This window comes from Bradyrhizobium sp. 192, from assembly GCF_023100965.1.
Taxonomy (GTDB): Bacteria; Pseudomonadota; Alphaproteobacteria; order Rhizobiales; family Xanthobacteraceae; genus Bradyrhizobium; species Bradyrhizobium symbiodeficiens.
On sequence record NZ_CP064690.1, the window covers coordinates 4,825,920 to 4,846,244 of the forward strand.

Genomic DNA, 20,325 nt, shown 5'->3' on the forward strand with positions numbered 1-20,325 from the left:
GTCCCGCAATGACCCCTTCCCACGACATTTCCCGCCTGATCGAGATCATGGCGGCGTTGCGCACGCCGGTGACCGGCTGCCCCTGGGACCTCGAACAGGATTTTGCGACGATCGCGCCCTACACGATCGAGGAGGCCTATGAGGTGGTCGACGCCATCGACCGTGGCGATCTCGATGATCTCAAGGACGAGCTCGGCGACCTCCTGCTCCAGGTGGTGTTCCACGCCCAGATGGCGTCCGAGCAGAACGCTTTCGCGTTCGGCGATGTCGTCGAAGCCATCACGCGAAAAATGATCCGCCGCCATCCTCACGTCTTCGTCGACAAGGACGGCAATCTCGCCGCCTCCCACGTCAAGGAAGTCTGGGACCGCATCAAGGCCGAGGAGAAAGCCGAGCGCGCCGCGCGCCGGCCGCCGGAGGCAACGCCACCTCACAAATCACTGCTGTCGGGCGTGAAGGCCGGCCAGCCCGCGCTGACGCGGGCCATGGAGCTACAGCGCAAAGCGTCCACCGTCGGGTTCGACTGGAACGACCCGCGCGCGGTGCTGGCCAAGATCCGCGAGGAAGCCGACGAGATCGAGGCCGCGCTCGACCGCAACGACAGCGAGGGGCTTGCGGAAGAGACCGGCGACCTGATGTTCGCCCTGGTCAATCTCGCCCGCCATGTTGACGCCGATCCGGAAGCCGCGTTGCGCGCGACCAATGCGAAATTCGAGCGGCGCTTCGCCTATATCGAACGGGCGCTTGAGGCGCAGGGCCGGACACTGGAGCAGGCGTCGCTGGCTGAGATGGATGCACTGTGGAATGCGGCGAAGACGGCTACCTGATACGAGGATACCCAGTGGACATCATCGCACCCTCGGGATCAAGCCACGCGCGGCACCGCGTCGAACCTCGACACCACGATATCCCGCTTGGTCTCGTCCACCCTCACGGTCATATCAAAACGGCCGTCGTGCAGCTCTTTCGCGAGCACCTCGGCGTTGCGATGCAGCCAGCTGATGCCGGCGCCATCGGCGGCGTCGATCGAGAGGTCGAGCGTGGTTCGCTTGGCCGCCAGCCGCTCCTCGATCGCGGCGAGCAAGGCGTCGACGCCCTCGCCTGACACGGCGGACACAAGCATCGCGGGATGATCCTCCGGCCTGCGCGCGGCGATGTTCAAAAGCTCCTCGCGCTGCTCGGAATCGTAGCGGTCGATCTTGTTCCAGACCTCGATGATGCGGCCGCTGTCATCAGGGTTGATGCCGAGCTGGCGCAGCACGGCATCGACGTCGCTCTGCTGGGCCTCGGCATCTTCATGGGATATGTCGCGCACATGCAGGATGACGTCGGCTTCGAGCACCTCCTCCAGCGTGGCGCGGAACGCGGCGACGAGCTGGGTCGGCAGGTTGGAGATGAAGCCGACGGTGTCCGACAGCATAGCCTTGCCGCCATGCGGCAGGTTGAGGGCGCGCAAGGTCGGATCGAGTGTCGCAAAAAGCATATCCGCCGCCTGCACATCGGCGCGGGTCAGGCGGTTGAACAGCGTCGACTTGCCGGCATTGGTGTAGCCGACCAGCGCGACGACGCGATACGGCACGCGCTGGCGGCCGGCACGATGCAGTCGCCGCGTCGCCTGCACCTTCTTCAGCTCGCTTTCGAGCTTGGAGATGCGCTCCTGGATCAGGCGTCGGTCCGCTTCGATCTGCGTCTCGCCGGGACCGCCCATGAAGCCGAAGCCGCCGCGCTGGCGCTCCAGATGGGTCCATGAGCGCACCAGGCGCGAGCGCTGATAGTTGAGATGCGCCAATTCGACCTGGAGCGAACCTTCCTTGGTCTTGGCGCGGCGGCCGAAGATTTCCAGAATCAGCCCGGTGCGGTCGAGCACCTTGGCTTGCAACTCCTTCTCGAGATTGCGCTGCTGGATCGGTGCCAGCGCGCAATCCATCACCACGAGCTCGACATCGAGGCTCTTGGCCAGCGCGGCGATCTCTTCGACCTTGCCCTTGCCAATGTAGGTCGCGGGGCGGATCTGGTTGATCGGCGCGATGATTGCGTCTGCAACGACGAGATCAATCGCGCGCGCGAGGCCGGCGGCTTCATCGAGCCGGGCTTCGGCATTGCGTTGGATATGACTCTCCGATTGCGCGTCGGCACCGCCTGCGCGCACCCGCAAATAGGGGCCGATGACAAGCACCCGCCCCGTCTGCTTAGCCCCTGCCGACCGCGGACGGTCGGCATCCCCGTCGAAATTCCGGGGTTCCAATCAGATCACTCTCAAGCCGGCTGATCCTCGCCACCTTCGAACAACTGGATCGGCGCACCCGGCATGATGGTCGAGATCGCATGCTTGTAGACGAGCTGCGAATGACCGTCGCGCCGAAGCAGCAAACAGAAATTGTCGAACCAGGTCACGATGCCCTGGAGCTTCACTCCGTTGACCAGAAAGATCGTCAGTGGCGTCTTGGTTTTGCGAACGTGGTTGAGGAAGGTGTCCTGCAGGTTTTGTGCGCGGTCTGCCGCCATTGTTTTTTTCTCGCTTTGAGTTTCTTTTTATTGCGCCGGTTGCGGCCCTCTTTGTGACGTTCGGGGCCTCTCCCGGTTGCCGTTCCTCATGAGATCCCCCTCGGAAGGAACAGCCGTGCGATTAGAGGACAGGTGGACTTATTAGGCAAGCCGCTTCAAGCGGCAGCCGGCGCCGTACTGCCCCGAAAAACTACGGAATTCGATCAATTTCCTCGCTTTACGCATAAGGTGACGTCGCGGCGTTAGAATCTTGTTTTAACGGCGTTTTCCCAACGCGAACCGGTGCCCTGCGTGGTACGAAAACGGGTCAGCCGACACCGAGTGCTTTCAACTTTCGATGCAGCGCCGACCGTTCCATGCCAACGAACTCGGCTGTGCGAGAAATATTTCCTGAAAAACGGCTGATCTGTGCAATCAAATAGTCGCGTTCGAACACTTCGCGGGCCTCGCGCAGCGGCAGGCCCATGATGTGCTCGCCATTGTTGCTGGTCGGCATCGCCGGCACCATGGAGCCGACATCCTGCGGCAACATGTCAGCGGTGATAATGACCTCGGGTCCGCCCGCAGCCAGAATCATGACTCTCTCAACGTTGTTGCGGAGCTGGCGCACATTGCCCGGCCAGACGTGCGATTGCAGCACCGCCATCGCGTCCTGCCCGATCTGCCGCTTGGGCAGGCCGCTGCCGGCCGAGATCTGCTCCATGAAATAATCGATCAATTCCGGGATGTCCTCCCGCCGCTCCGACAGCGCAGGCACGCGGATCGGCACCACCGACAGCCTATGATAGAGGTCCTCGCGGAAATGGCCGGCGGCGATCTCCTCTTCGAGATTGCGCGCGGTCGAGGAGATGATGCGGACGTCGACCTGCATCTTGGCGGTGCCGCCGACGCGCTGGAACGACTGCTCCACCAGCACGCGCAGGATCTTGTTCTGGGTTTCGCGCGGCATGTCCGCGATCTCGTCGATGAACAGCGTGCCGCCATGGGCTTCCTCGAGCGCGCCGGGCTTGCGCGCCTGCTCGCCGTTGGACTGTTCCACGCCGAACAGCTCGTGCTCCATGCGGTCGGGCGTGATCGCGGCTGCGTTGATGACGACGAAGGGACCGTCGGCCCGGCCCGAGGCCGTATGCAGCGTGCGCGCCGTCAATTCCTTGCCGGCGCCGGCGGGACCGACGATCAGGATGCGGCTGTTGGCCTTCGCGGCGCGCTCGATGGTCTGGCGCAGCTGATTCATGCTGGGCGAACGGCCGACGAGCGAGCTGGCGCTCGGCGCCAGCTGCTTCAGCTCCTTGACCTCGCGCTTGAGCCGCGAGTTCTCCAGCGCTCTGGTCGCGACCAGGATCAGCCGGTCGGCCTTGAACGGCTTTTCGATGAAGTCGTAGGCGCCGCGCTTGATCGCGGCGACGGCGGTCTCGATGTTGCCGTGGCCGGAGATCATCACGACCGGCAGGTCGGCATTATCCTTCTTGACCTGCTCCAGCAACTGCAAGCCGTCGAGCTTCGAGCCCTGCAGCCAGATGTCGAGAAACACCAGATGCGGCCTGCGGTTGCCGATTTCAGCCAGCGCGGAGTCGCTGTCGCGTGCGGTCCGCGTGACGAAACCCTCGTCCTCGAGAATGCCCGCAACGAGATCGCGAATATCGGCTTCGTCATCGACAATCAGAATTTCACTAGCCATGGGTCGCGCCTGTCTTGTCAGCTGCCTGTTGAGGCTTCGATTTTCGTTGAATCATTGGTCTTTTCAGCGGCCTCTTTGGTTTCGGCCGCCGGCTTATTTGTTTCCTGCGCCAGGTCCTTGACAGGAGCGCCAGCCTGCCCGCCGGTTGCGTCCTTGACCGCGGCCGCCGGGGCCTGTTCGGCTCCCACCGGGGCCTGCTCGGCTCCCTCGGCCTTCGCGGGCAGGCCCGAGATCGCAAAGCGCATCCGCATCCAGGCGCCGCGCTGGCCCGCGCGGAAGTCGGAAGCATCCTTCAGCTCGATGCGCCCGCCATGGTCTTCCAGCACGCGGCCGACGATGGCAAGGCCGAGGCCGGTGCCCTTGGCGCGTGTCGTCACATAGGGCTCGAGCAGCCGCGAGCGCGCGACCTTGGGCAGGCCGATACCGTTGTCGATGACGTCGATCAGCACGTCCTCGCCCTGGCGCGACACCACGACGTCGATGCGGCCTTTGCCGAGCTCCTCGGGCGGGACCTGCTCGATCGCCTCGGTGGCGTTCTTGACGATGTTGGTGACCGCCTGCGAGATCAGCCGCCGGTCGAACTGGGCGCGAAGCGGATCGTCTTTGAACTCGACCTCGATATCGATCTCGGGATGGGCGACCTTCATCAGGAACACCGCCTGCCGCACCGCGTCGGCGACGTCCTCGCCCTCCATCACGGGCTTCGGCATCCGAGCAAAGCGCGAGAACTCGTCGACCATGCGGCGGATGTCGTCGACCTGGCGCACGATGGTGTCGGTGCACTGCTCGAAGATCTGCTTGTCCTTGGCCTCGGTGATGTCCTTCCCGAACTTGCGGCGGATGCGCTCGGCCGAGAGCTGGATCGGCGTCAGCGGGTTCTTGATCTCGTGGGCGATGCGCCGCGCCACGTCGCCCCAGGCCGAGGTGCGCTGCGCCGAGACCAACTCGGTGATGTCGTCGAGCGTGATGATGTAGCTGTCGTGCGGCTGGTTCTTCTCGGCGCTGACGCGGACCGAGAGATTGCGCTCGGTGCCGTCGCGGGTGATCGTGATCTGGCCCTGCACCAGACGCTGGCTCCCTTCCCGCGCCGCGGTCATCGTCTCGTCGAGCTCTGGCAACACGTCGGAGAGCGGATGACCGAGCGTCTCCGCCTCGGAGTGCCCGATCAGCTTCTCCGCCGAGCGGTTCAAAATGCCGACGCTGCCTGATGTATCGACGCCGATGATGCCCGCGCTTGCGGAAGACAGCACCGCTTCGATGAAGCGGCGGCGGCTGTCGATGAGGTCGCTGGCGTTGACGAGCTCATCACGCTGGCTGCGCAACTCCTGCGTCATCTTGTTGAAGGTCTCCCCCAGTTGGGCGAGATCGCCTTCCGACTGCTGCACGGGCACCTTGACATTAAGGTCGCCGGTCGAGACCGTGTGGGCCGCGTTCATCAGCCGCCGGATCGGCGAGACCAACGAATTGGCGAAGTTGAGGCCGATCAGCACCGAGGCCATCAGGATGGTCAGCGCGATCACGGCGAACATCAGCGCGAAGGCCACCTGGATACCGAGCCGGCGCGACTCGATCTGGGCGTATTCGGCGACGCTGACCTCGGTCTGCTTGACCTGATTGACGACATTCGGATCGAGGGGGCGGGCGACATAGAGGAAGGTGTCGCTGAAGGCGCGCAGCCGGATCACCGCGGCCACGTAGCTCGCATCGGGAAGGATCGCGATCTCGGGCTCGGATTCGTTGACGTTGCTGAGGAAGTCCGGCGCGGGCGGCGAATAGGCGAGCCGCATCCCGGTGTCGGCGGATTCCAGGATGTTGGTGTTCTTGTCGATGATCATCGCGCCCGGCAGGTTGCGCGAAGCGGCGCTGGCGCTCAGCATCTCCCGGAACGAGCGGCGATCCTGGTCGTAGAGTGGCCGGGCATGCGCGATGTCGTTGGCCATGCCGAGAATGTCGCCACGGATCAGCTGCGCATGGTCCTGCATATAGGCCCGCGCGATCGTCAGCGAATTCTGGATCACCTCCTTGGTCGGGCCGGAGAACAACCGGTCGAGGCCGCGTTCGATGGTGACGTTGGCGACCACGGCGACCAACACCGCCGGCAGCACCGCCACGATCGAGAACAGGCTGACGATCTGGACATGGAGCCGCGCCGCCGCCCTGCCCCGCCGCCGCGCCAGGATCAGCTGCCAGAGCTCGCGGATGATGATGCCGACCAGCAGCAGGATCGTGGCCGCGTTGGTCAGGTAGATCGAGCGGACCACCGCCGGCGTCGGGTCGATTGTGGTCAGGCCGGTCAGAACCAGGAAGGTCAGGAAGGCCGAGAGCAGCGCGAGCACCACGGCAAAGGGCGCCAGCCAGCGCCGCGCCGACCAACGCCGGGGCTCTTCCGCTGGTGCCGTGTCAAAGTGTGCGGCCGAGGTGTCTGCGCTGGTCATTCCGGCAATGGCGATGCTGAAAACGGGTCCGCGATTGGCGGCCACTGATGTATTCGTACCACATTGTTGCCGAATTGCGACAATTCCGCGGCGCCTTCGCCGCGACGGACCGGCGCATCCACAGGGCAATGCCGGATCAGCGGGAACAGACTCGGGCCGTTCCGGCTTGATCCGGCATGGACAGGATCTTTCTCGCGATAATGACTTCCGCTGTGCTGCTACTGATCGTGGCCTCTGACCTGCTGGTCAACGGCCCGGGTCTGCAGGAGCCGGCTGACTTGGCCATGCTGCCGACATCAGCCCGCTTGGTCAGATAGGAGTGGCGATGCGCTTAGCGGATCAAAAAGCCGAGATCGTCCTCTTTCAGTGGAACGTTCAGGCCCGATACCGACTTCTGCTCACCGCGTCAGCCACAACGGCCAGCGCGATCCGGACAGGCTCGGCTCCGCTCTGGTAGGGGGAGCCGAGCCACCGTCCGCGCAAGCGTGATTAGCGTTCGTCGCGGAAGAGCTATCCCCCGCTCCGATACACCTGGATGTCGAGGTCCCGGATCTTCTTGCGCAGCGTGTTGCGGTTGAGGCCGAGCAGGTCTGCGGCGCGGATCTGGTTGCCGCGGGTGGCGGCGAGCGCGGCCGTGAGCAGCGGCACCTCGATCTCTTTGAGGATGCGGTGATAGAGGCCCGGCGGCGGCACGCCGTTCGGGAAACCCTGGAAGTGCGAGGACAGATAGGCCTCCACGGCGCCGCCGAGATTGTCGACGCCCTGCTGCACGGCTGCACCCGGGCTGACCGAGGGCGGCGCGAGCTCGCCGTCGATGACGGAGGCCGTGATCACATCCTGCGGATAGAGCGCAGCGAGCCGCCGGGCGAGGTTTTCCAGTTCGCGCACGTTGCCCGGCCAGCGATGCTGCTTCAGCCGCTCCAGCGCCAGCACGTCGAGCTTCTTGGGCGGCAGGCCGTCCTTCTCGGCCAGCGCGAAGAAGTGACGGATGAGATCGGGCAGGTCCTCGATGCGTTCGCGCAGCGGCGGTAGCCGCAGCGGCACCACGTTGAGGCGGAAGAACAGGTCTTCCCGGAACAGCCCCTGCTGGATCAGGACGCGCAGATCCTTGTTGGAGGCCGCGACGATGCGCACGTCGGTCTTGATCGGGGTGCGGCCGCCGACGGTGGTGTATTCGCCCTGCTGCAGCACGCGTAAGAGACGGGTCTGTGCCTCCATCGGCATGTCGCCGATTTCGTCGAGGAATAGCGTGCCGCCCTCGGCCTGCTCGAACCGGCCGGAGGCGCGGGTGTTGGCGCCGGTGAAGGCGCCGCGCTCATGGCCGAACAGCTCGGATTCGATGAGGTCGCGCGGGATCGCCGCCATGTTGACCGCGACGAACGGGCCGTTGCGGCGCTTGCCGTAATCGTGCAGCGCGCGCGCCACCAGCTCCTTGCCGGTGCCGGACTCGCCGGTGATCATCACGGTGAGATCGGTCTGCATCAGCCGCGCCAGCACGCGGTAGATTTCCTGCATCGCCGGCGAGCGGCCGACCAGCGGGATCGCCTCCATCTCGGCGTCCTCGTCCGGCGTCGAGACCCGCTCCTTCGGCTCGGCCAGCGCGCGGCCGACGATGGCAATCAGCTCCTTGAGGTCGAACGGCTTCGGCAGATACTCGTAAGCCCCGCGCTCGGAGGCGCGGATCGCCGTCATGAAGGTGTTTTGCGCGCTCATGACGATGACGGGCAAATTCGGCCGCATCTTCTTGATCCGCGGCAAGAGGTCGAAGGCGTTTTCATCCGGCATCACCACGTCGGTGATGACGAGATCGCCCTCCCCTTGGCTGACCCAGCGCCACAGCGTCGCGGCATTGCCGGTCAGCCTGACTTCATACCCGGCGCGGGAAAGTGCCTGGTTGAGAACCGTGCGGATGGCGGTGTCGTCATCAGCTACGAGAATGCTACCTGCGGGCATCGTTGATCCTCATTTTGCCCCCTGAGATGCAGCCGACGACTTCCCGGCAGAGCCGTCGTGACTGCCGTGATCGGCATGTTTCACCGATGTGGAATACATCGGCATCAGCACGCGGAAGGTGGTTTTGCGCGGCTGAGATTCGCATTCGATGATGCCCCCGTGATCGCCGATGATCTTGGCGACCAGTGCGAGACCGAGGCCAGAGCCGGTCTGCTTGGTGGTCACGAAGGGATCGAACAGGTTGGGCAGAAGATCGTCCGGTACGCCTGGTCCATTGTCCCTCACGCAGAATTCGAGCGGCAGGGAGACCCGGGATTTTTGACCGGGGACCGACAGGCGCACGCCGGGGCGGAACGCGGTGGTGAGCTGGATCTCGCCGTCGGGAACGTCGATCAGCGCTTCGGCGGCGTTCTTCACGAGATTGAGGAACACCTGGATCAACTGGTCCTGGTTCGCCAGCACCGGCGGCAGCGAGGGATCGTAGTCCTCGATGAAGCGGATGTTGCGGGCAAAGCCGGACTGCGCCAGCCGCTTGACGTGGTCGAGCACCGAATGGATGTTGACGGGGCCGCGCAACACGGGGCGCTCGTCGCCGAACACCTCCATGCGGTCGACCAGCGTCACGATGCGGTCGGCCTCGTCGCAGATCAGGCGCGTCAGCATGCGGTCCTCGGACGAGGCCTGCTGCTCGAGAAGCTGCGCCGCGCCGCGGATGCCCGAGAGCGGATTCTTGATTTCGTGCGCCAGCATCGCGGCCAGCGCGATCACCGAGCGCGCCGCGCTGCGATGGGTGAGCTGGCGGTCCATCTTGTCGGCGATCGAGCGCTCCTGCAGCATCACCACGATATGGCCGGGCCGCTCGGTCAGCGGCGCAACGTGAAGATCGACCTGGCGGTCGCCGCCCATGCGCGGCGTGCCGAGATCGACCTTGTATTCGTTGACCGGCGCGTTCGACGAGCGCACCTGGTCGATCAGCGCCAACAAGGGACTGCCGAACGGCACCAGCTCTTTCAGCGACTGCCGCTTCAAAAACTGTGTCGAAATGTCGAAGAAGGCTTCGGTCGCGATGTTGGCGGCGACGATCTTCCCGTCCGGCCCGATCATGAGCACGGGATTGGGCAAGGCATCCAGGATCGCGTCGCTGTCGGACGGAACCGGCCGACGATGTTCAGCAGCTGAGCTCATGCAGCAGCGCTCCATGCGAAGTCGTCGAAGGCATCTTGCAGTGATTGGTGGACGCGGCCCGGATCCTCGGAGGTGAGGATTGTCTGCCGCCAGGATTTCAGCTTCTCGGCCGGCGCGCGGCTCGCCTGCGCTGCGACGTCGAGGGCCCAGCCGAGATGCTTGCGGGCATGCCTGAGACCGATGCACAGACCATAGAGCGCGCAGACGCCCTCATAGAGCGTGCGGACATAATGCAGCTGCGTGTCCAGCGAGGGCACAGCCTCCTCGGCCCCGCCCTTCAGGCGGCGGCCGATCTGACCCGGCAGCCAGGGCTGGCCATTGGCGCCGCGCCCGATCATCACGGCGTCGGCGCCGGAGGCCTCGAGCGCCGCGAGCGCCTTCTCGTAAGTCGTGATGTCGCCATTGACGACGAGCGGAATCGAGACCGCCTCGCGCACGGCACGGATCGCATCCCAATCGGCCTCGCCTTTGTAGAACTGGCTGCGGGTGCGGCCGTGGACGGTAACGAGCTTGACGCCGGCGGCTTCCGCGCGCCGTGCCAGCTCCGGCGCGTTGCGGGTCTGGTCGTCCCAGCCGAGCCGCATCTTCAGCGTCACCGGCACCTTCACCGCCGCGATGGTGGCATCGATCAGGCTGACGGCATGGTCGAGGTCGCGCATCAAGGCCGAGCCGGACTGGCCGCCGGTGACGTGGCGGGCTGGACAGCCCATATTGATGTCGATGATGTCGGCGCCCTCGGCCTCGGCGATCCGGGCGCCCTCGCCCATCCAATGGGTCTCGCAGCCGGCGAGCTGGACCACGTGCGGGCCGATGCCGGTGGCTTCGCAGCGCAACCGGGACATCCGGTGACCATTGGCGAGTTCATCGCTGGCGGTCATTTCCGAGACGACGAGACCGGCCCCAAGCTCGGCGGCCAGCCGGCGGACGGGCGAGTCCGTCACTCCCGACATCGGCGCCAGGAAGACCGGGGTGACGACATCAATATCGCCTATTTTCAACGGCTTAGAGCCGAATACTGCCGAACCGGTCACAGGGGTCTCGTCGACTGGGCAGGGGCCTCATCGCGCCTGCCATGATCTATCTTGCGCACAATTCTTGTGCAGTCAAGCGTCATGCCTACAGTTTAGACAATTCTGCAAATCTTTCAAGTGCAGTGCAGCAAAATGCTGTCTCCAACAATCCGGGGAAACCCCCTTTTTTTGCGGGCCTGCCGTGCTAGAGGCATGCGGCAATCACCCCACTCCCCGACTCTTTCCATCACCGACTGAGTATTTGAGTCCTATGGCGAAATCACAACGCACCGCAGTCGTCCTCGTCGCAGCCGGACGGGGATTGCGCGCCGGCGCCGGCGGGCCGAAGCAATATCGCGAGATCGGCGGCGTGCCCGTGATCTACCGCGCGATGGAAGCCTTCAGCCGCCATCCTGACGTGTTCGCGGTACAGCCGGTGGTGAACCCCGATGACAGCGCCATGTTCACGGCGGCAGTCGCAGGATTGAAGCACGAGGCGCCGACCAGTGGCGGCGCTACCCGCCAGGCTTCGGTGCTCGCCGGTCTCGAAGCGCTCGCCAGGCACAAGCCGGACGTCGTCCTGATTCACGACGCCGCCCGTCCCTTCGTCTCGGAAGGCCTGATCTCGCGCGCGATCGAAGCCGCAGGCCGCACCGGTGCGGCGATCCCCGTCGTCGCCGTCACCGACACGATCAAGATCACCGGTGCGGGCGGCGATGTCGAGGGCACGCCGGAGCGGGCTTCCTTGCGCATCGCGCAGACGCCGCAATCCTTTCGTTTCGACATCATCCTTGAGGCGCATCGTCGTGCCGCGAAGGACGGCCGCAGCGATTTCACCGACGATGCCGCGATTGCCGAATGGGCGGGATTGACGGTTGCAACCTTTGAAGGCGATGTTGCCAATATGAAGCTCACCACTCCCGAGGATTTCGTGCGCGAGGAAGCGCGCCTGGCCGCCCAGCTCGGCGACATCAGGACCGGCACCGGCTACGACGTCCACGCCTTCGGCGAAGGCGACCATCTCATGCTCTGCGGCGTGCGCGTGCCGCACACAAGGGGTTTTCTCGCCCATTCCGACGGCGATGTCGGCCTCCATGCGCTGGTCGACGCCATCCTCGGCGCGCTCGCCGACGGCGACATCGGCTCGCACTTTCCGCCGAGCGACGCGAAGTGGAAGGGCGCCTCCTCCGACCAGTTCCTGAAATACGCCATCGAGCGCGTCACGGCGCGCAGCGGCCGCATCGCCAATCTCGAGGTCACGATGATCTGCGAGCGGCCGAAGATCGGCCCGTTGCGCGACACCATGCGCGCGCGCATCGCCGAGATCTCCGGCGTCGACATCTCGCGCGTCGCGGTGAAGGCGACCACCAGCGAGCGGCTCGGCTTCACCGGCCGCGAGGAAGGCATCGCCGCCACCGCCAGCGCCACCATCCGCCTCCCCTGGAGCGCGTAAGGCCATGGCCGGCAGCGACGCACGTGCCCTCTCCCGCTCGCTGCTCGACCTCTGCCGGATGCGCAAGCTGACGATCGCCACGGCTGAATCCTGCACCGGTGGCCTCGTCGCGGGCGCGCTGACCGACATCCCCGGATCGTCTGACGTGATCGACCGTGGCTTCGTCACCTATTCCAACGATGCCAAGCGCGCGATGCTCGGGGTCGAAGCCGGCACGCTTGCCAATTTCGGCGCCGTCAGCAAGGAGACCGCGATTGCCATGGCGGTCGGTGCGCTGGAGCGCGCCGATGTCGATCTCGCCGTTGCCATCACCGGCATTGCCGGCCCGGGCGGTGCGACGCCCGGCAAGCCGGTCGGTCTCGTGCACTTCGCCGCCGCGGCGCGCGACGGCCGCATCATCCACCGCGAGCACCGGTTTGGCGCGATCGGCCGCAGCGCCGTACGTGCCCGCTCGGTGGTCGAGGCGCTGCGCATGCTGATGGATCTGGCCCGCGGCCCGCAGGCGCAGGCCAAGCCGAAGCGCGCCGCCGCAGTAACCCGCCTGCGCCCACGCGTGACCCGCTCGCCCCGCCGGCATGTCGCCAAACGACGGACCCCGCGCGCGCCGCGCGGTTGAGCGCCTCAGGCTGCCGCCAACAGCGCGCTCGCGTGGTCGAGCACGCACTGCTTGACCGCAACGGCCTCAGAAGGTTTCGCCTTCGCGCTGACGGTCAATTCCAGGATCGGCGCCGCGGGATTGCCGACATCGAGGACCTTCGTGACGGAGACGCTCGGTTGCGCCTGAGCGTCGATGCGGGAATCGTTGCGCAGCTCCCTCAGAATGCGATCCGCGAGCGCGTTGGCCGCACTGGCCGGGACGGGAAACGCCACCTTGACCTCGCCCGTGCCGGGATAGACGCTGTGATTGACGATCGCCGCGCCCCACACCTGTCCGTTCGGCAACAGGATCTGCGTGTTGTCGGCCGCGACCAGCTCGGTCATGAACAGCGACAACGACCTCACCTTGCCGGCCTTGCCGGCCACCTCGACATCGTCACCGATGCGGAAGGGCCGGAACAGCAGCAGCATCACGCCTGCGGCGAGATTGGAGAGCGTGCCCTGTAGCGCCAGACCGATGGCGAGCGATGTCGCGCCCAGCACGGCAACCAGGCTCGCGGTCTGGATGCCGAACAGCTGAAGCACGGCGATGCCGACCACCGCCAGCACGCCGTAACGGACGAGGCTGCCCACGAACAGCGTCACCAGCGGGTCGACGCGGTGCGTGACGCTCAACAGGCGCGTGACGAAGCGCTGCATGGCGCCGGAAAGATACCAGCCGACGGCGAGCAGGAGGATCGCGTAAAGCGCGTTCAAGCCATACAGGACGAGCGAGGCCTTCAGCGTGTCGAAATTGATGGTCATGGCGGCTCCAACCCGGACGATCCGTTGCAAACTCGCCGCGGCGCGAATTGATCCCGGCAATAGGCGCCGCAGAATTTCGTAGCCCGGGTAACCTAAGTGAGACCCGGGCCACCGCCCGCGTGCCCCCCCCGGATGTCGCTACGCTCATCCGAGCTACAAGCCGTTGCGCTGCCGACGGGCAAAACACGCCAGCCGTAGGGCAAGACAGCGGCACCAAAATATTCGCCTTTACAGAATTTCTGATTTGTCGCACTGTGCCGCCACCTCACCCCGGTCAGAGGGGCGTATCGCGATCGTCACGAAACGTGGGGTGAGCCGTGGTGGACGCTCGTCACATCGGCGCGAAAGGCATCGCAGGGCGGGCAACCGTGAGCGACAGCCAATCGCGCACACGACCGGTGTGATCTGCGTACGGCAAAACCGTGTCGTCCTGACGCCCGGGGTCTGTGCGTCAAGTCTTGCGGTGATGTGTGTTGCCCGACCGGGTGCGCATGTCAGCGATCTGCAAGGCGACGGGGGCAATAGTGCATCGCTCCCCGGGGAGAGCTCGGCATAAGCCGTAAACCCACTGCGCAGGGAAGGCCGGGTTGTCCTGGCTACACCTGTATGCCGCTGTGCAGCTTCTTGTCACGCAGGATTCGCACAGTGGACCGCGGGTGCCAGCCGGCACCCGGTCTTCCCTGCGCCCTCTGACAAAAGAGGGGGCCGAGATGAAGCAAGACTCGGACAGAACCTGTCGCGAGACTGCGGGGTTATGCCCATTTTTCCAAAAAGCACGCAAGTTTGTCGAATTCGATCGAAATCGCAACGCAGACGGCGCGACCAAATGCCTTCGCTCGTGTCCGATCTTGCGCGAGAATATATTGGCGCAATAATGCCGCTCTACGTTGTGATCCGGAATCAACCGGACCAGCCCAGTGGAGGGCGACGAAATTGTTCGCTCGCGCCGCGACCTCAGTCGCCGTGATCATCACCTTGGCCGCCCTTGATGGTGCGGTCGCACAAACGGCGAGCCAGCCGCCTGATACGATGGCGGCACGGGTCGAGGCCTGCACACCCTGTCACGGCAACAAGGGCGAAGGCACCAGCGACGTCTATTTCCCGCGGCTTGCCGGCAAGCCGGCCGGCTATCTCTACAACCAGCTGCTCGCCTTCCGCAGCGGCCGCCGCAAATACCCGCCGATGAACTATCTGCTGGAGTTTCTGCCTGATCCCTATCTCGAGGCGATGGCAGAGTATTTTGCCGGCGAGCATCCGCCGCTGCCGCAGCCGGCTCCGAGCGAGGTCAGCAAGGACGTGCTGGCGCTGGGCGAGCAGCTCGCCACCAGCGGCGATGCCGGCCGCAACATTCCGGCCTGCGTCAGCTGTCACGGCCCGGGACTCGCAGGCATGCAACCCGGCATCCCCGGTCTGCTCGGCTTGCGCGCCAATTACATCAGCGCCCAGCTCGGCGCCTGGCGCTACGGCACCCGCACGGCGAAGTCGCCCGACTGCATGCAGCTTGTCGCCGGCCATCTGACCGAGGCCGACGTCACCGCAGTCGCCGCCTGGCTTGCGACACGCCCGGCCCCTGCAAACCCTGCTCCCGTCCCGAAAGGCACCTACGCGCTGCCCTTCGGGTGCGGCAGTCAGCCCAACTGACGAGGCGGATGATGGGCTCGAAACTGTCGATCGCACTGCTCGCTCTCGCCGCGCTCACGCCGGCCGCGCAGGCGCAGGACAAGAGCAGCGACATCATCGCGCGCGGCGAATATCTGGCGCGAGCCGGCGACTGCACGGCGTGCCACACCGCGCCGGAGGGCCGCCTGTTCGCCGGCGGCCGTGCCATGCCGACGCCATTCGGTACGCTCTACACCTCCAACATCACGCCGGACCCGGACACGGGAATCGGCAAGTGGAGCGCCGACGATTTCTACAAGACCATGCACAGCGGCCGCTTTCCGGACGGCGGGCTGATCTATCCGGCGATGCCGTTTGCGTCCTACACCAAGGTCACGCGCGCCGACAGCGACGCGATCTACGCCTATCTGCGCGTGATCGCCCCGGTGAGCCAGAAGAACAAGCCGCACGAGCTGCGCTTTCCCTACGACAACCGGCAGCTCATCCTGGGATGGCGCACGCTGTTCTTCAGCGAGGGCGAGTTCAAGCCCGATCCGAAGAAATCGGCGGAATGGAATCGCGGCGCTTATCTGGTCGAAGGCCTCGGCCATTGCGGCATGTGCCATTCGCCAATCAACGCGCTCGGCGGCACCTCGCAATCGGATGCCTTCAAGGGCGGCCTGATCCCGATGCAGAACTGGTACGCGCCCTCGCTCACGTCGAACCGCGAGGCCGGGCTCGGCGACTGGAGCATCAAGGACATCACCGACCTGCTCCAGACCGGCGTCTCCATGCGCGGCGTGGTCTACGGCCCGATGGCCGAGGTCGTGCACAACAGCCTGCAATATCTCAACGACGAGGACACGCGCGCCATGGCAGTGTACCTCAAGGGCATCGCCGAGGGTTCGTCGCCGCCGGCGGCAGCTACAGCGCTGCCGACCACCGAAAGCAGCCTGCTGATCAGTCTCGGCAAGACCGTCTACGACAAGCATTGCGCGAGCTGTCATGGCACGCAGGGCGAAGGCAAGCCGCCGCACTGGCCGCCGCTCGCCAACAACCAGTCGATCGAGATGCAGTCGGCGGTCAACCCGATCCGCATGGTGCTCAATGGCGGCTATCCGCCAGGCACCAAGGGCAACCCGATGCCCTACGGCATGCCGCCGTTTGCGGGTCTGTTGTCCGACAACGAGATCGCCGCCGTCGTCTCCTACATCCGCACCGCCTGGGGCAATCGCGGCACGCCGGTCGCGGCGCGCGAGGCCAACGAGCTACGCTCCGCACCGCTGAACTGAGAGGCCGCATGTTCAACTCCGATCCGCCGACCAGCCCGGCCACCGCCGACCAGGCCGTCGAGGAGGTCGTCGCGCAGGGCCCGTCCGGCGCGATCATGCTGGCCGGCATCGCCACCGCCTGCGTGGTCGCGATGTGGTTCGCCTTCTATCTGTTCGTCTTCCTGCCGCGCGGATCGCTGCAATGAGCGCAGAGGAAACGCATCACGCCAGCGCCGAGGTCGCGGCCCGCGTCGAGCGGCGCTGGGCCACCATCGCCGTGATCATCGTCGTGATGATGGCGTTGCTGGCGGCCTTCGCCGGCATCCATCGCGCCACCATGCCGCAGCCGCGCGTCGAGACCATCGACCCGTCGCGAATTCATCTCTCGGGCGAGTTCGTCGAGAGCAATCTCGGCAGCGTGCTCGAGGCCAACGGCACCGTGACCGTGCGCGCGATCGGCCAGCAATATTCCTTCACGCCGGCCTGCATCGTGGTTCCCGCCGACACGCCGATCACGCTGCGGGCCACCAGCGCCGACGTCGTGCATGGCATCCTGATCCAGGCCACCAACGTCAACACCATGCTGGTGCCGGGCTATATCTCCGAGCAGCTGATGCGCTTCACCAGGACCGGCGACTATCTGATGCCCTGCCAGGAGTTTTGCAGCTTCGGCCATGAGGGTATGTGGGGCAAGGTCAAGGTGATCGACAAGGCCGAATTCGCCGATCGCGCGAAGGGTGGCGGGAGGCTGAGCTGTGTTGGTCAATAGGAAGCTCATCCTCGCCCATTTCTGGCTGGCCTTCGCCGTATTCGGCATCGCGCTCACGCTCGGCGCGTGGCAGATGTTCATCCGCAGCCCGATCGGCACCTGGCTGTCCAATCCCGAGCTCTATTACCGGTCGCTGACCGCGCACGGCACGGTGATGGGCTACGTCTTCCCGACGCTGGTCGCGATGGGCTTCGGCTACGCCATCAGTGAAGCCGCGCTGCAGCAGCGCCTGGTCGGCGTGCGCTGGGCCTGGACCGGCTTCTGGCTGATCGTGATCGGCAGCATCATGGCGGTGATCCCGATCGCGCTCGGCCGCGCCTCGGTGCTCTACACGTTTTACCCGCCGCTGATCGGTAACGTTTTCTATTATCTCGGCGTCGTCCTGGTCGTGGTCGGCTCGTGGATCTGGGTCGCGCTGATGTCGGTCAATCTGCGCGTCTGGCGCAAGGCCCATCCCGGCGCCCCGGTACCGCTCGCTATGTTCGCCAATGTTGCGGGTTCGTACTTGTGGGCCTGGACCGCGGTCGGCGCCGCGCTCGAATTGCTGCTGCAGATCATTCCGGTCGCGGCCGGCCTGAAAAACACCATCGATGCCGGCCTCGCTCGCGTGTTCTTCTCGTGGACGTTGCACGCCATCGTCTATTTCTGGCTGATGCCGACCTACATCGCCTATTACACCATCGTGCCGCGCGCGATCGGAGGCCGGGTCTATTCCGACTCGATGGCACGAATCTCCTTCATCCTGTTCCTGGTGGTGGCGATGCCGATCGGCATGCATCACACCTTTGCCGACCCGCAGGTCGGCGCCGGCTTCAAGTTCATCCATTCCGCCTTCACGGCACTGGTCGCGCTGCCGACGCTGCTGACTGTGTTCACGATCTGCGCCTCGGTCGAGATCGCGGCGCGACTGAGGGGCGGCCGCGGCATGTTCGGCTGGATCAGGGCCCTGCCCTGGGACAATCCGATGATGCTGGCGCTGGCGTTCTCGTTCGTCATGCTCGGCTTTGGCGGCGCCGGTGGCCTCATCAACATGAGCTATCAGCTCGATGCGTCGATCCACAACACGCAGTGGATCACCGGCCATTTCCACCTGATCTTCGGCGGCGCCATCGTGATCATGTATTTCGCCATCGCCTATGATCTGTGGCCGCACTTAACGGGACGCGAGCTGATCGATGTCAGGCTGATCCGGACCCAGCTCTGGCTGTGGTTCATCGGCATGATCGTCACGACGTTCCCGTGGCACTGGGTCGGCATTCTGGGCATGCCGCGCCGCATGGCCTATTTCGACTTCGGCGATCCCGCGATCGCGCCGCAGGCACTCTCCGTCACCCTGTCGGCGATCGGCGGCTTCATCCTGCTGGCGTCGGGCATCATGTTCATCGTCATCCTGGCGCGTGGCATGCGTACGTCCAAGATTGACCCCGGCCCCTACCGCTTCGCGCTGGCCGTGCATCAGCCGGCGACCGTGCCGGTCGCGCTCAACACCCACGCGCTGTGGGTCGCGCTGATGATCGGTCTCACGCTGACTAATTACGGCTATCCGATCCTGAATCTGGCGCTGAGTTCGGGCACCTCGGTGCCGGCCGTCTATGTGGGAGCGCAGTGATGAGCACGCGCGACCTCTTCACCCTCCGCAACGGCCATTTCAGGATTGGCGTCGGCATCACCGCCGCGATCCTGATCGTGACGGCAATTGCGGGCTTCATCGTGCTGCCCTTCGCGCAGCCCTGGGTGCAATTCGCTAATGTCTGGGACGCGATCTGCAGTGCCGCCGGCGTGCCGCAGCGGGCGGCCAGTGTGACGGCGCCCGAACAGGCAAAACGATTGTCGGAGGTCGTGCTGACCTCGAATACGTTGTCGCGCCCGAGCCAGGAAGCGATTGGCCGCGGCGCGACGCTGGCGCAGCGCTGCGCGATCTGTCATGGCCCGACCGGCGTCAGCCGCGCGGACTCGCCCAATCTCGCCGGCCAATATGCGGCCGTGATCTACAAACAGCTGCACGATTTCCGCTCCGGCGCACGCACCAACGCCGTGATGTCGCCGTTCGCGGTCAACCTGACGGACCAGGAGATTGCCGATCTCTCCAACTATTACGCCTATCTGCCGCGGCTTCCGGCCTATCATCCGACGCCGCAACTGCCGAAGCCCAACATCGTCATCTACGGCGCGCCGATGCGTGGCATCGCCCCCTGCGGCGCCTGCCATGGCAGCCTCGACAACAAGACTGGCAGCCCGTGGTTGGAAGGGCAATCCGAGGCCTACATGAAGGCTCAGCTCCACGCCTTCGCCTCCGGTGAACGGCGCAACGACATCAGCCAGCAGATGCGCAACATCGCGCGCGCAATGACGCCGCAGGAGATCGAGGCGGCCGCGGCGTATTATGCCTCGCAGCCGCCGAACGTGGTGAAGGCGGTGGATTGAAGTGGGGAGCTCGTGCCGCGGACGCAGCGCAGCGCTCCTTCAACGGTGCGCTGCAGAGCCGGGGCCCATCCATCCACGCGAGGAGACTGCGGCCATGGGTCCCGGCTCTACGCAGCAACACTCCGCGTTGCACCGCGTCCGGGACACGAGAGTTGCCACTGGTTACGACGGCGCCAGCTTGCGCCCGTAAATCGCGTCCGCCCGCTTTTCGAACGCGGTCGAGAACCGCGCGAAGGCAGCATCGAACATCGAGCCCATCAGCAGCGCCAGCATGCGGCTCTTGAACTCGTAGGCGAGGTAGAACCCGACGTCGCAGACGCCCTCGCCCTTGGGCTCGAACGTCCAGCGATTCTCGAGATTGCTGAACGGACCTTGCAGATATTCGACCAAGATCGTCAGGTTGGCACGGTCGAGGCTCACGCGGCTGGTGAAGGATTCCCTGACCAGCTTGAACGACACCGTCATGTCGGCGACCAGCACCTCGGTGCCGTCGGGCTTCGCCATGCGCTGGCGCACCTTCAGCGCGCTGCACAGCGGCACGAATTCCGGATAGCGCTCGACGTCGGCGACCAGATCGAACATCTCGGAGGCGCTGTGATTGACACGGCGCTTGCTCGAAAATTTGGGCATGGTGACTCAGAT

At 65.2% G+C, this 20,325-nt stretch carries 18 protein-coding genes; 9 read left to right on the forward strand and 9 right to left on the reverse strand.

Annotated elements, in window-relative coordinates; all coding sequences use genetic code 11:
- Positions 1-8 precede the first annotated feature (8 nt).
- Positions 9-827, forward strand: a complete 819-nt coding sequence (mazG, locus tag IVB24_RS22070) for a nucleoside triphosphate pyrophosphohydrolase (RefSeq protein WP_166475082.1) — start codon at positions 9-11, stop codon at positions 825-827.
- A gap of 38 nt (positions 828-865) precedes the next feature.
- Here mazG and hflX read toward each other — a convergent pair whose 3' ends face one another.
- The 7 genes from hflX to dusB all read right to left on the reverse strand — a co-directional run bounded on the left by hflX (position 866) and on the right by dusB (position 10,754).
- On the reverse strand, positions 866-2,245 hold the full coding sequence (gene hflX / locus IVB24_RS22075) for a GTPase HflX (RefSeq protein ID WP_162406499.1): 1,380 nt from the start codon (positions 2,243-2,245) through the stop codon (positions 866-868).
- Positions 2,246-2,256: 11 nt separating this feature from the next.
- The gene (hfq, locus tag IVB24_RS22080) at positions 2,257-2,505 is read right to left on the reverse strand and encodes an RNA chaperone Hfq (protein WP_007591126.1); all 249 of its coding nucleotides are present in this window, start codon (positions 2,503-2,505) and stop codon (positions 2,257-2,259) included.
- A gap of 307 nt (positions 2,506-2,812) precedes the next feature.
- Complete coding sequence (locus IVB24_RS22085; protein WP_094974183.1) at positions 2,813-4,183, reverse strand: sigma-54 dependent transcriptional regulator; 1,371 nt, start codon at positions 4,181-4,183, stop codon at positions 2,813-2,815.
- Positions 4,184-4,200: 17 nt separating this feature from the next.
- Entirely contained in the window at positions 4,201-6,618 is a 2,418-nt protein-coding gene (locus IVB24_RS22090) for a PAS domain-containing sensor histidine kinase (RefSeq protein WP_247768695.1), read from the reverse strand.
- A 510-nt stretch (positions 6,619-7,128) separates the two neighbouring features.
- Entirely contained in the window at positions 7,129-8,571 is a 1,443-nt protein-coding gene (gene ntrC / locus IVB24_RS22095) for a nitrogen regulation protein NR(I) (RefSeq protein WP_028144677.1), read from the reverse strand.
- Positions 8,572-8,580: 9 nt separating this feature from the next.
- Complete coding sequence (locus IVB24_RS22100; protein WP_094974255.1) at positions 8,581-9,756, reverse strand: nitrogen regulation protein NR(II); 1,176 nt, start codon at positions 9,754-9,756, stop codon at positions 8,581-8,583.
- Positions 9,753-10,754, reverse strand: a complete 1,002-nt coding sequence (gene dusB, locus IVB24_RS22105; protein ID WP_247774152.1) for a tRNA dihydrouridine synthase DusB — start codon at positions 10,752-10,754, stop codon at positions 9,753-9,755. Before dusB ends, IVB24_RS22100 begins: the two co-directional genes overlap by 4 nt.
- Positions 10,755-11,037: 283 nt before the next feature.
- Here dusB and IVB24_RS22110 point away from each other — a divergent pair, with 283 nt between their 5' ends.
- Together IVB24_RS22110 and IVB24_RS22115 are read left to right on the forward strand one after the other, a co-directional pair.
- Positions 11,038-12,219: a bifunctional 2-C-methyl-D-erythritol 4-phosphate cytidylyltransferase/2-C-methyl-D-erythritol 2,4-cyclodiphosphate synthase gene (locus IVB24_RS22110; RefSeq protein ID WP_247768697.1), complete on the forward strand. Its 1,182-nt coding sequence runs from the start codon at positions 11,038-11,040 to the stop codon at positions 12,217-12,219.
- A 4-nt stretch (positions 12,220-12,223) separates the two neighbouring features.
- Positions 12,224-12,835, forward strand: coding sequence for a CinA family protein (locus tag IVB24_RS22115; RefSeq protein ID WP_140479618.1), 612 nt, complete (start codon positions 12,224-12,226; stop codon positions 12,833-12,835).
- 5 nt (positions 12,836-12,840) lie between these two features.
- Here the strand turns inward: IVB24_RS22115 and IVB24_RS22120 are convergent, their stop codons facing one another.
- Positions 12,841-13,620 (reverse strand): mechanosensitive ion channel domain-containing protein, encoded by a 780-nt coding sequence (locus tag IVB24_RS22120; RefSeq protein WP_247768699.1) that lies wholly within the window; start codon positions 13,618-13,620, stop codon positions 12,841-12,843.
- Positions 13,621-14,553: 933 nt separating this feature from the next.
- Here IVB24_RS22120 and IVB24_RS22125 point away from each other — a divergent pair.
- Genes IVB24_RS22125 through IVB24_RS22150 form a run of 6 tightly spaced genes read left to right on the forward strand, consistent with a single transcriptional unit; the run spans position 14,554 to position 19,683 of the window.
- Positions 14,554-15,261, forward strand: coding sequence for a c-type cytochrome (locus tag IVB24_RS22125; protein WP_247768701.1), 708 nt, complete (start codon positions 14,554-14,556; stop codon positions 15,259-15,261).
- Between the two features lie 11 nt (positions 15,262-15,272).
- Positions 15,273-16,511: a cytochrome c gene (locus IVB24_RS22130; protein WP_247774153.1), complete on the forward strand. Its 1,239-nt coding sequence runs from the start codon at positions 15,273-15,275 to the stop codon at positions 16,509-16,511.
- Positions 16,512-16,519: 8 nt separating this feature from the next.
- Positions 16,520-16,696 (forward strand): hypothetical protein, encoded by a 177-nt coding sequence (locus IVB24_RS22135; protein ID WP_247768703.1) that lies wholly within the window; start codon positions 16,520-16,522, stop codon positions 16,694-16,696.
- Positions 16,693-17,259 (forward strand): cytochrome C oxidase subunit II, encoded by a 567-nt coding sequence (locus tag IVB24_RS22140; RefSeq protein WP_140479612.1) that lies wholly within the window; start codon positions 16,693-16,695, stop codon positions 17,257-17,259. Before IVB24_RS22135 ends, IVB24_RS22140 begins: the two co-directional genes overlap by 4 nt.
- Complete coding sequence (locus tag IVB24_RS22145) at positions 17,246-18,868, forward strand: b(o/a)3-type cytochrome-c oxidase subunit 1 (RefSeq protein ID WP_166475078.1); 1,623 nt, start codon at positions 17,246-17,248, stop codon at positions 18,866-18,868. The genes IVB24_RS22140 and IVB24_RS22145 overlap by 14 nt, the downstream gene beginning before the upstream one ends.
- Entirely contained in the window at positions 18,868-19,683 is an 816-nt protein-coding gene (locus IVB24_RS22150; RefSeq protein ID WP_247768705.1) for a c-type cytochrome, read from the forward strand. Before IVB24_RS22145 ends, IVB24_RS22150 begins: the two co-directional genes overlap by 1 nt.
- Positions 19,684-19,845: 162 nt before the next feature.
- On the opposite strand, the gene IVB24_RS22155 is transcribed toward IVB24_RS22150, so the two are convergent.
- Complete coding sequence (locus tag IVB24_RS22155) at positions 19,846-20,313, reverse strand: type II toxin-antitoxin system RatA family toxin (protein WP_247768706.1); 468 nt, start codon at positions 20,311-20,313, stop codon at positions 19,846-19,848.
- Positions 20,314-20,325 lie beyond the last annotated feature (12 nt).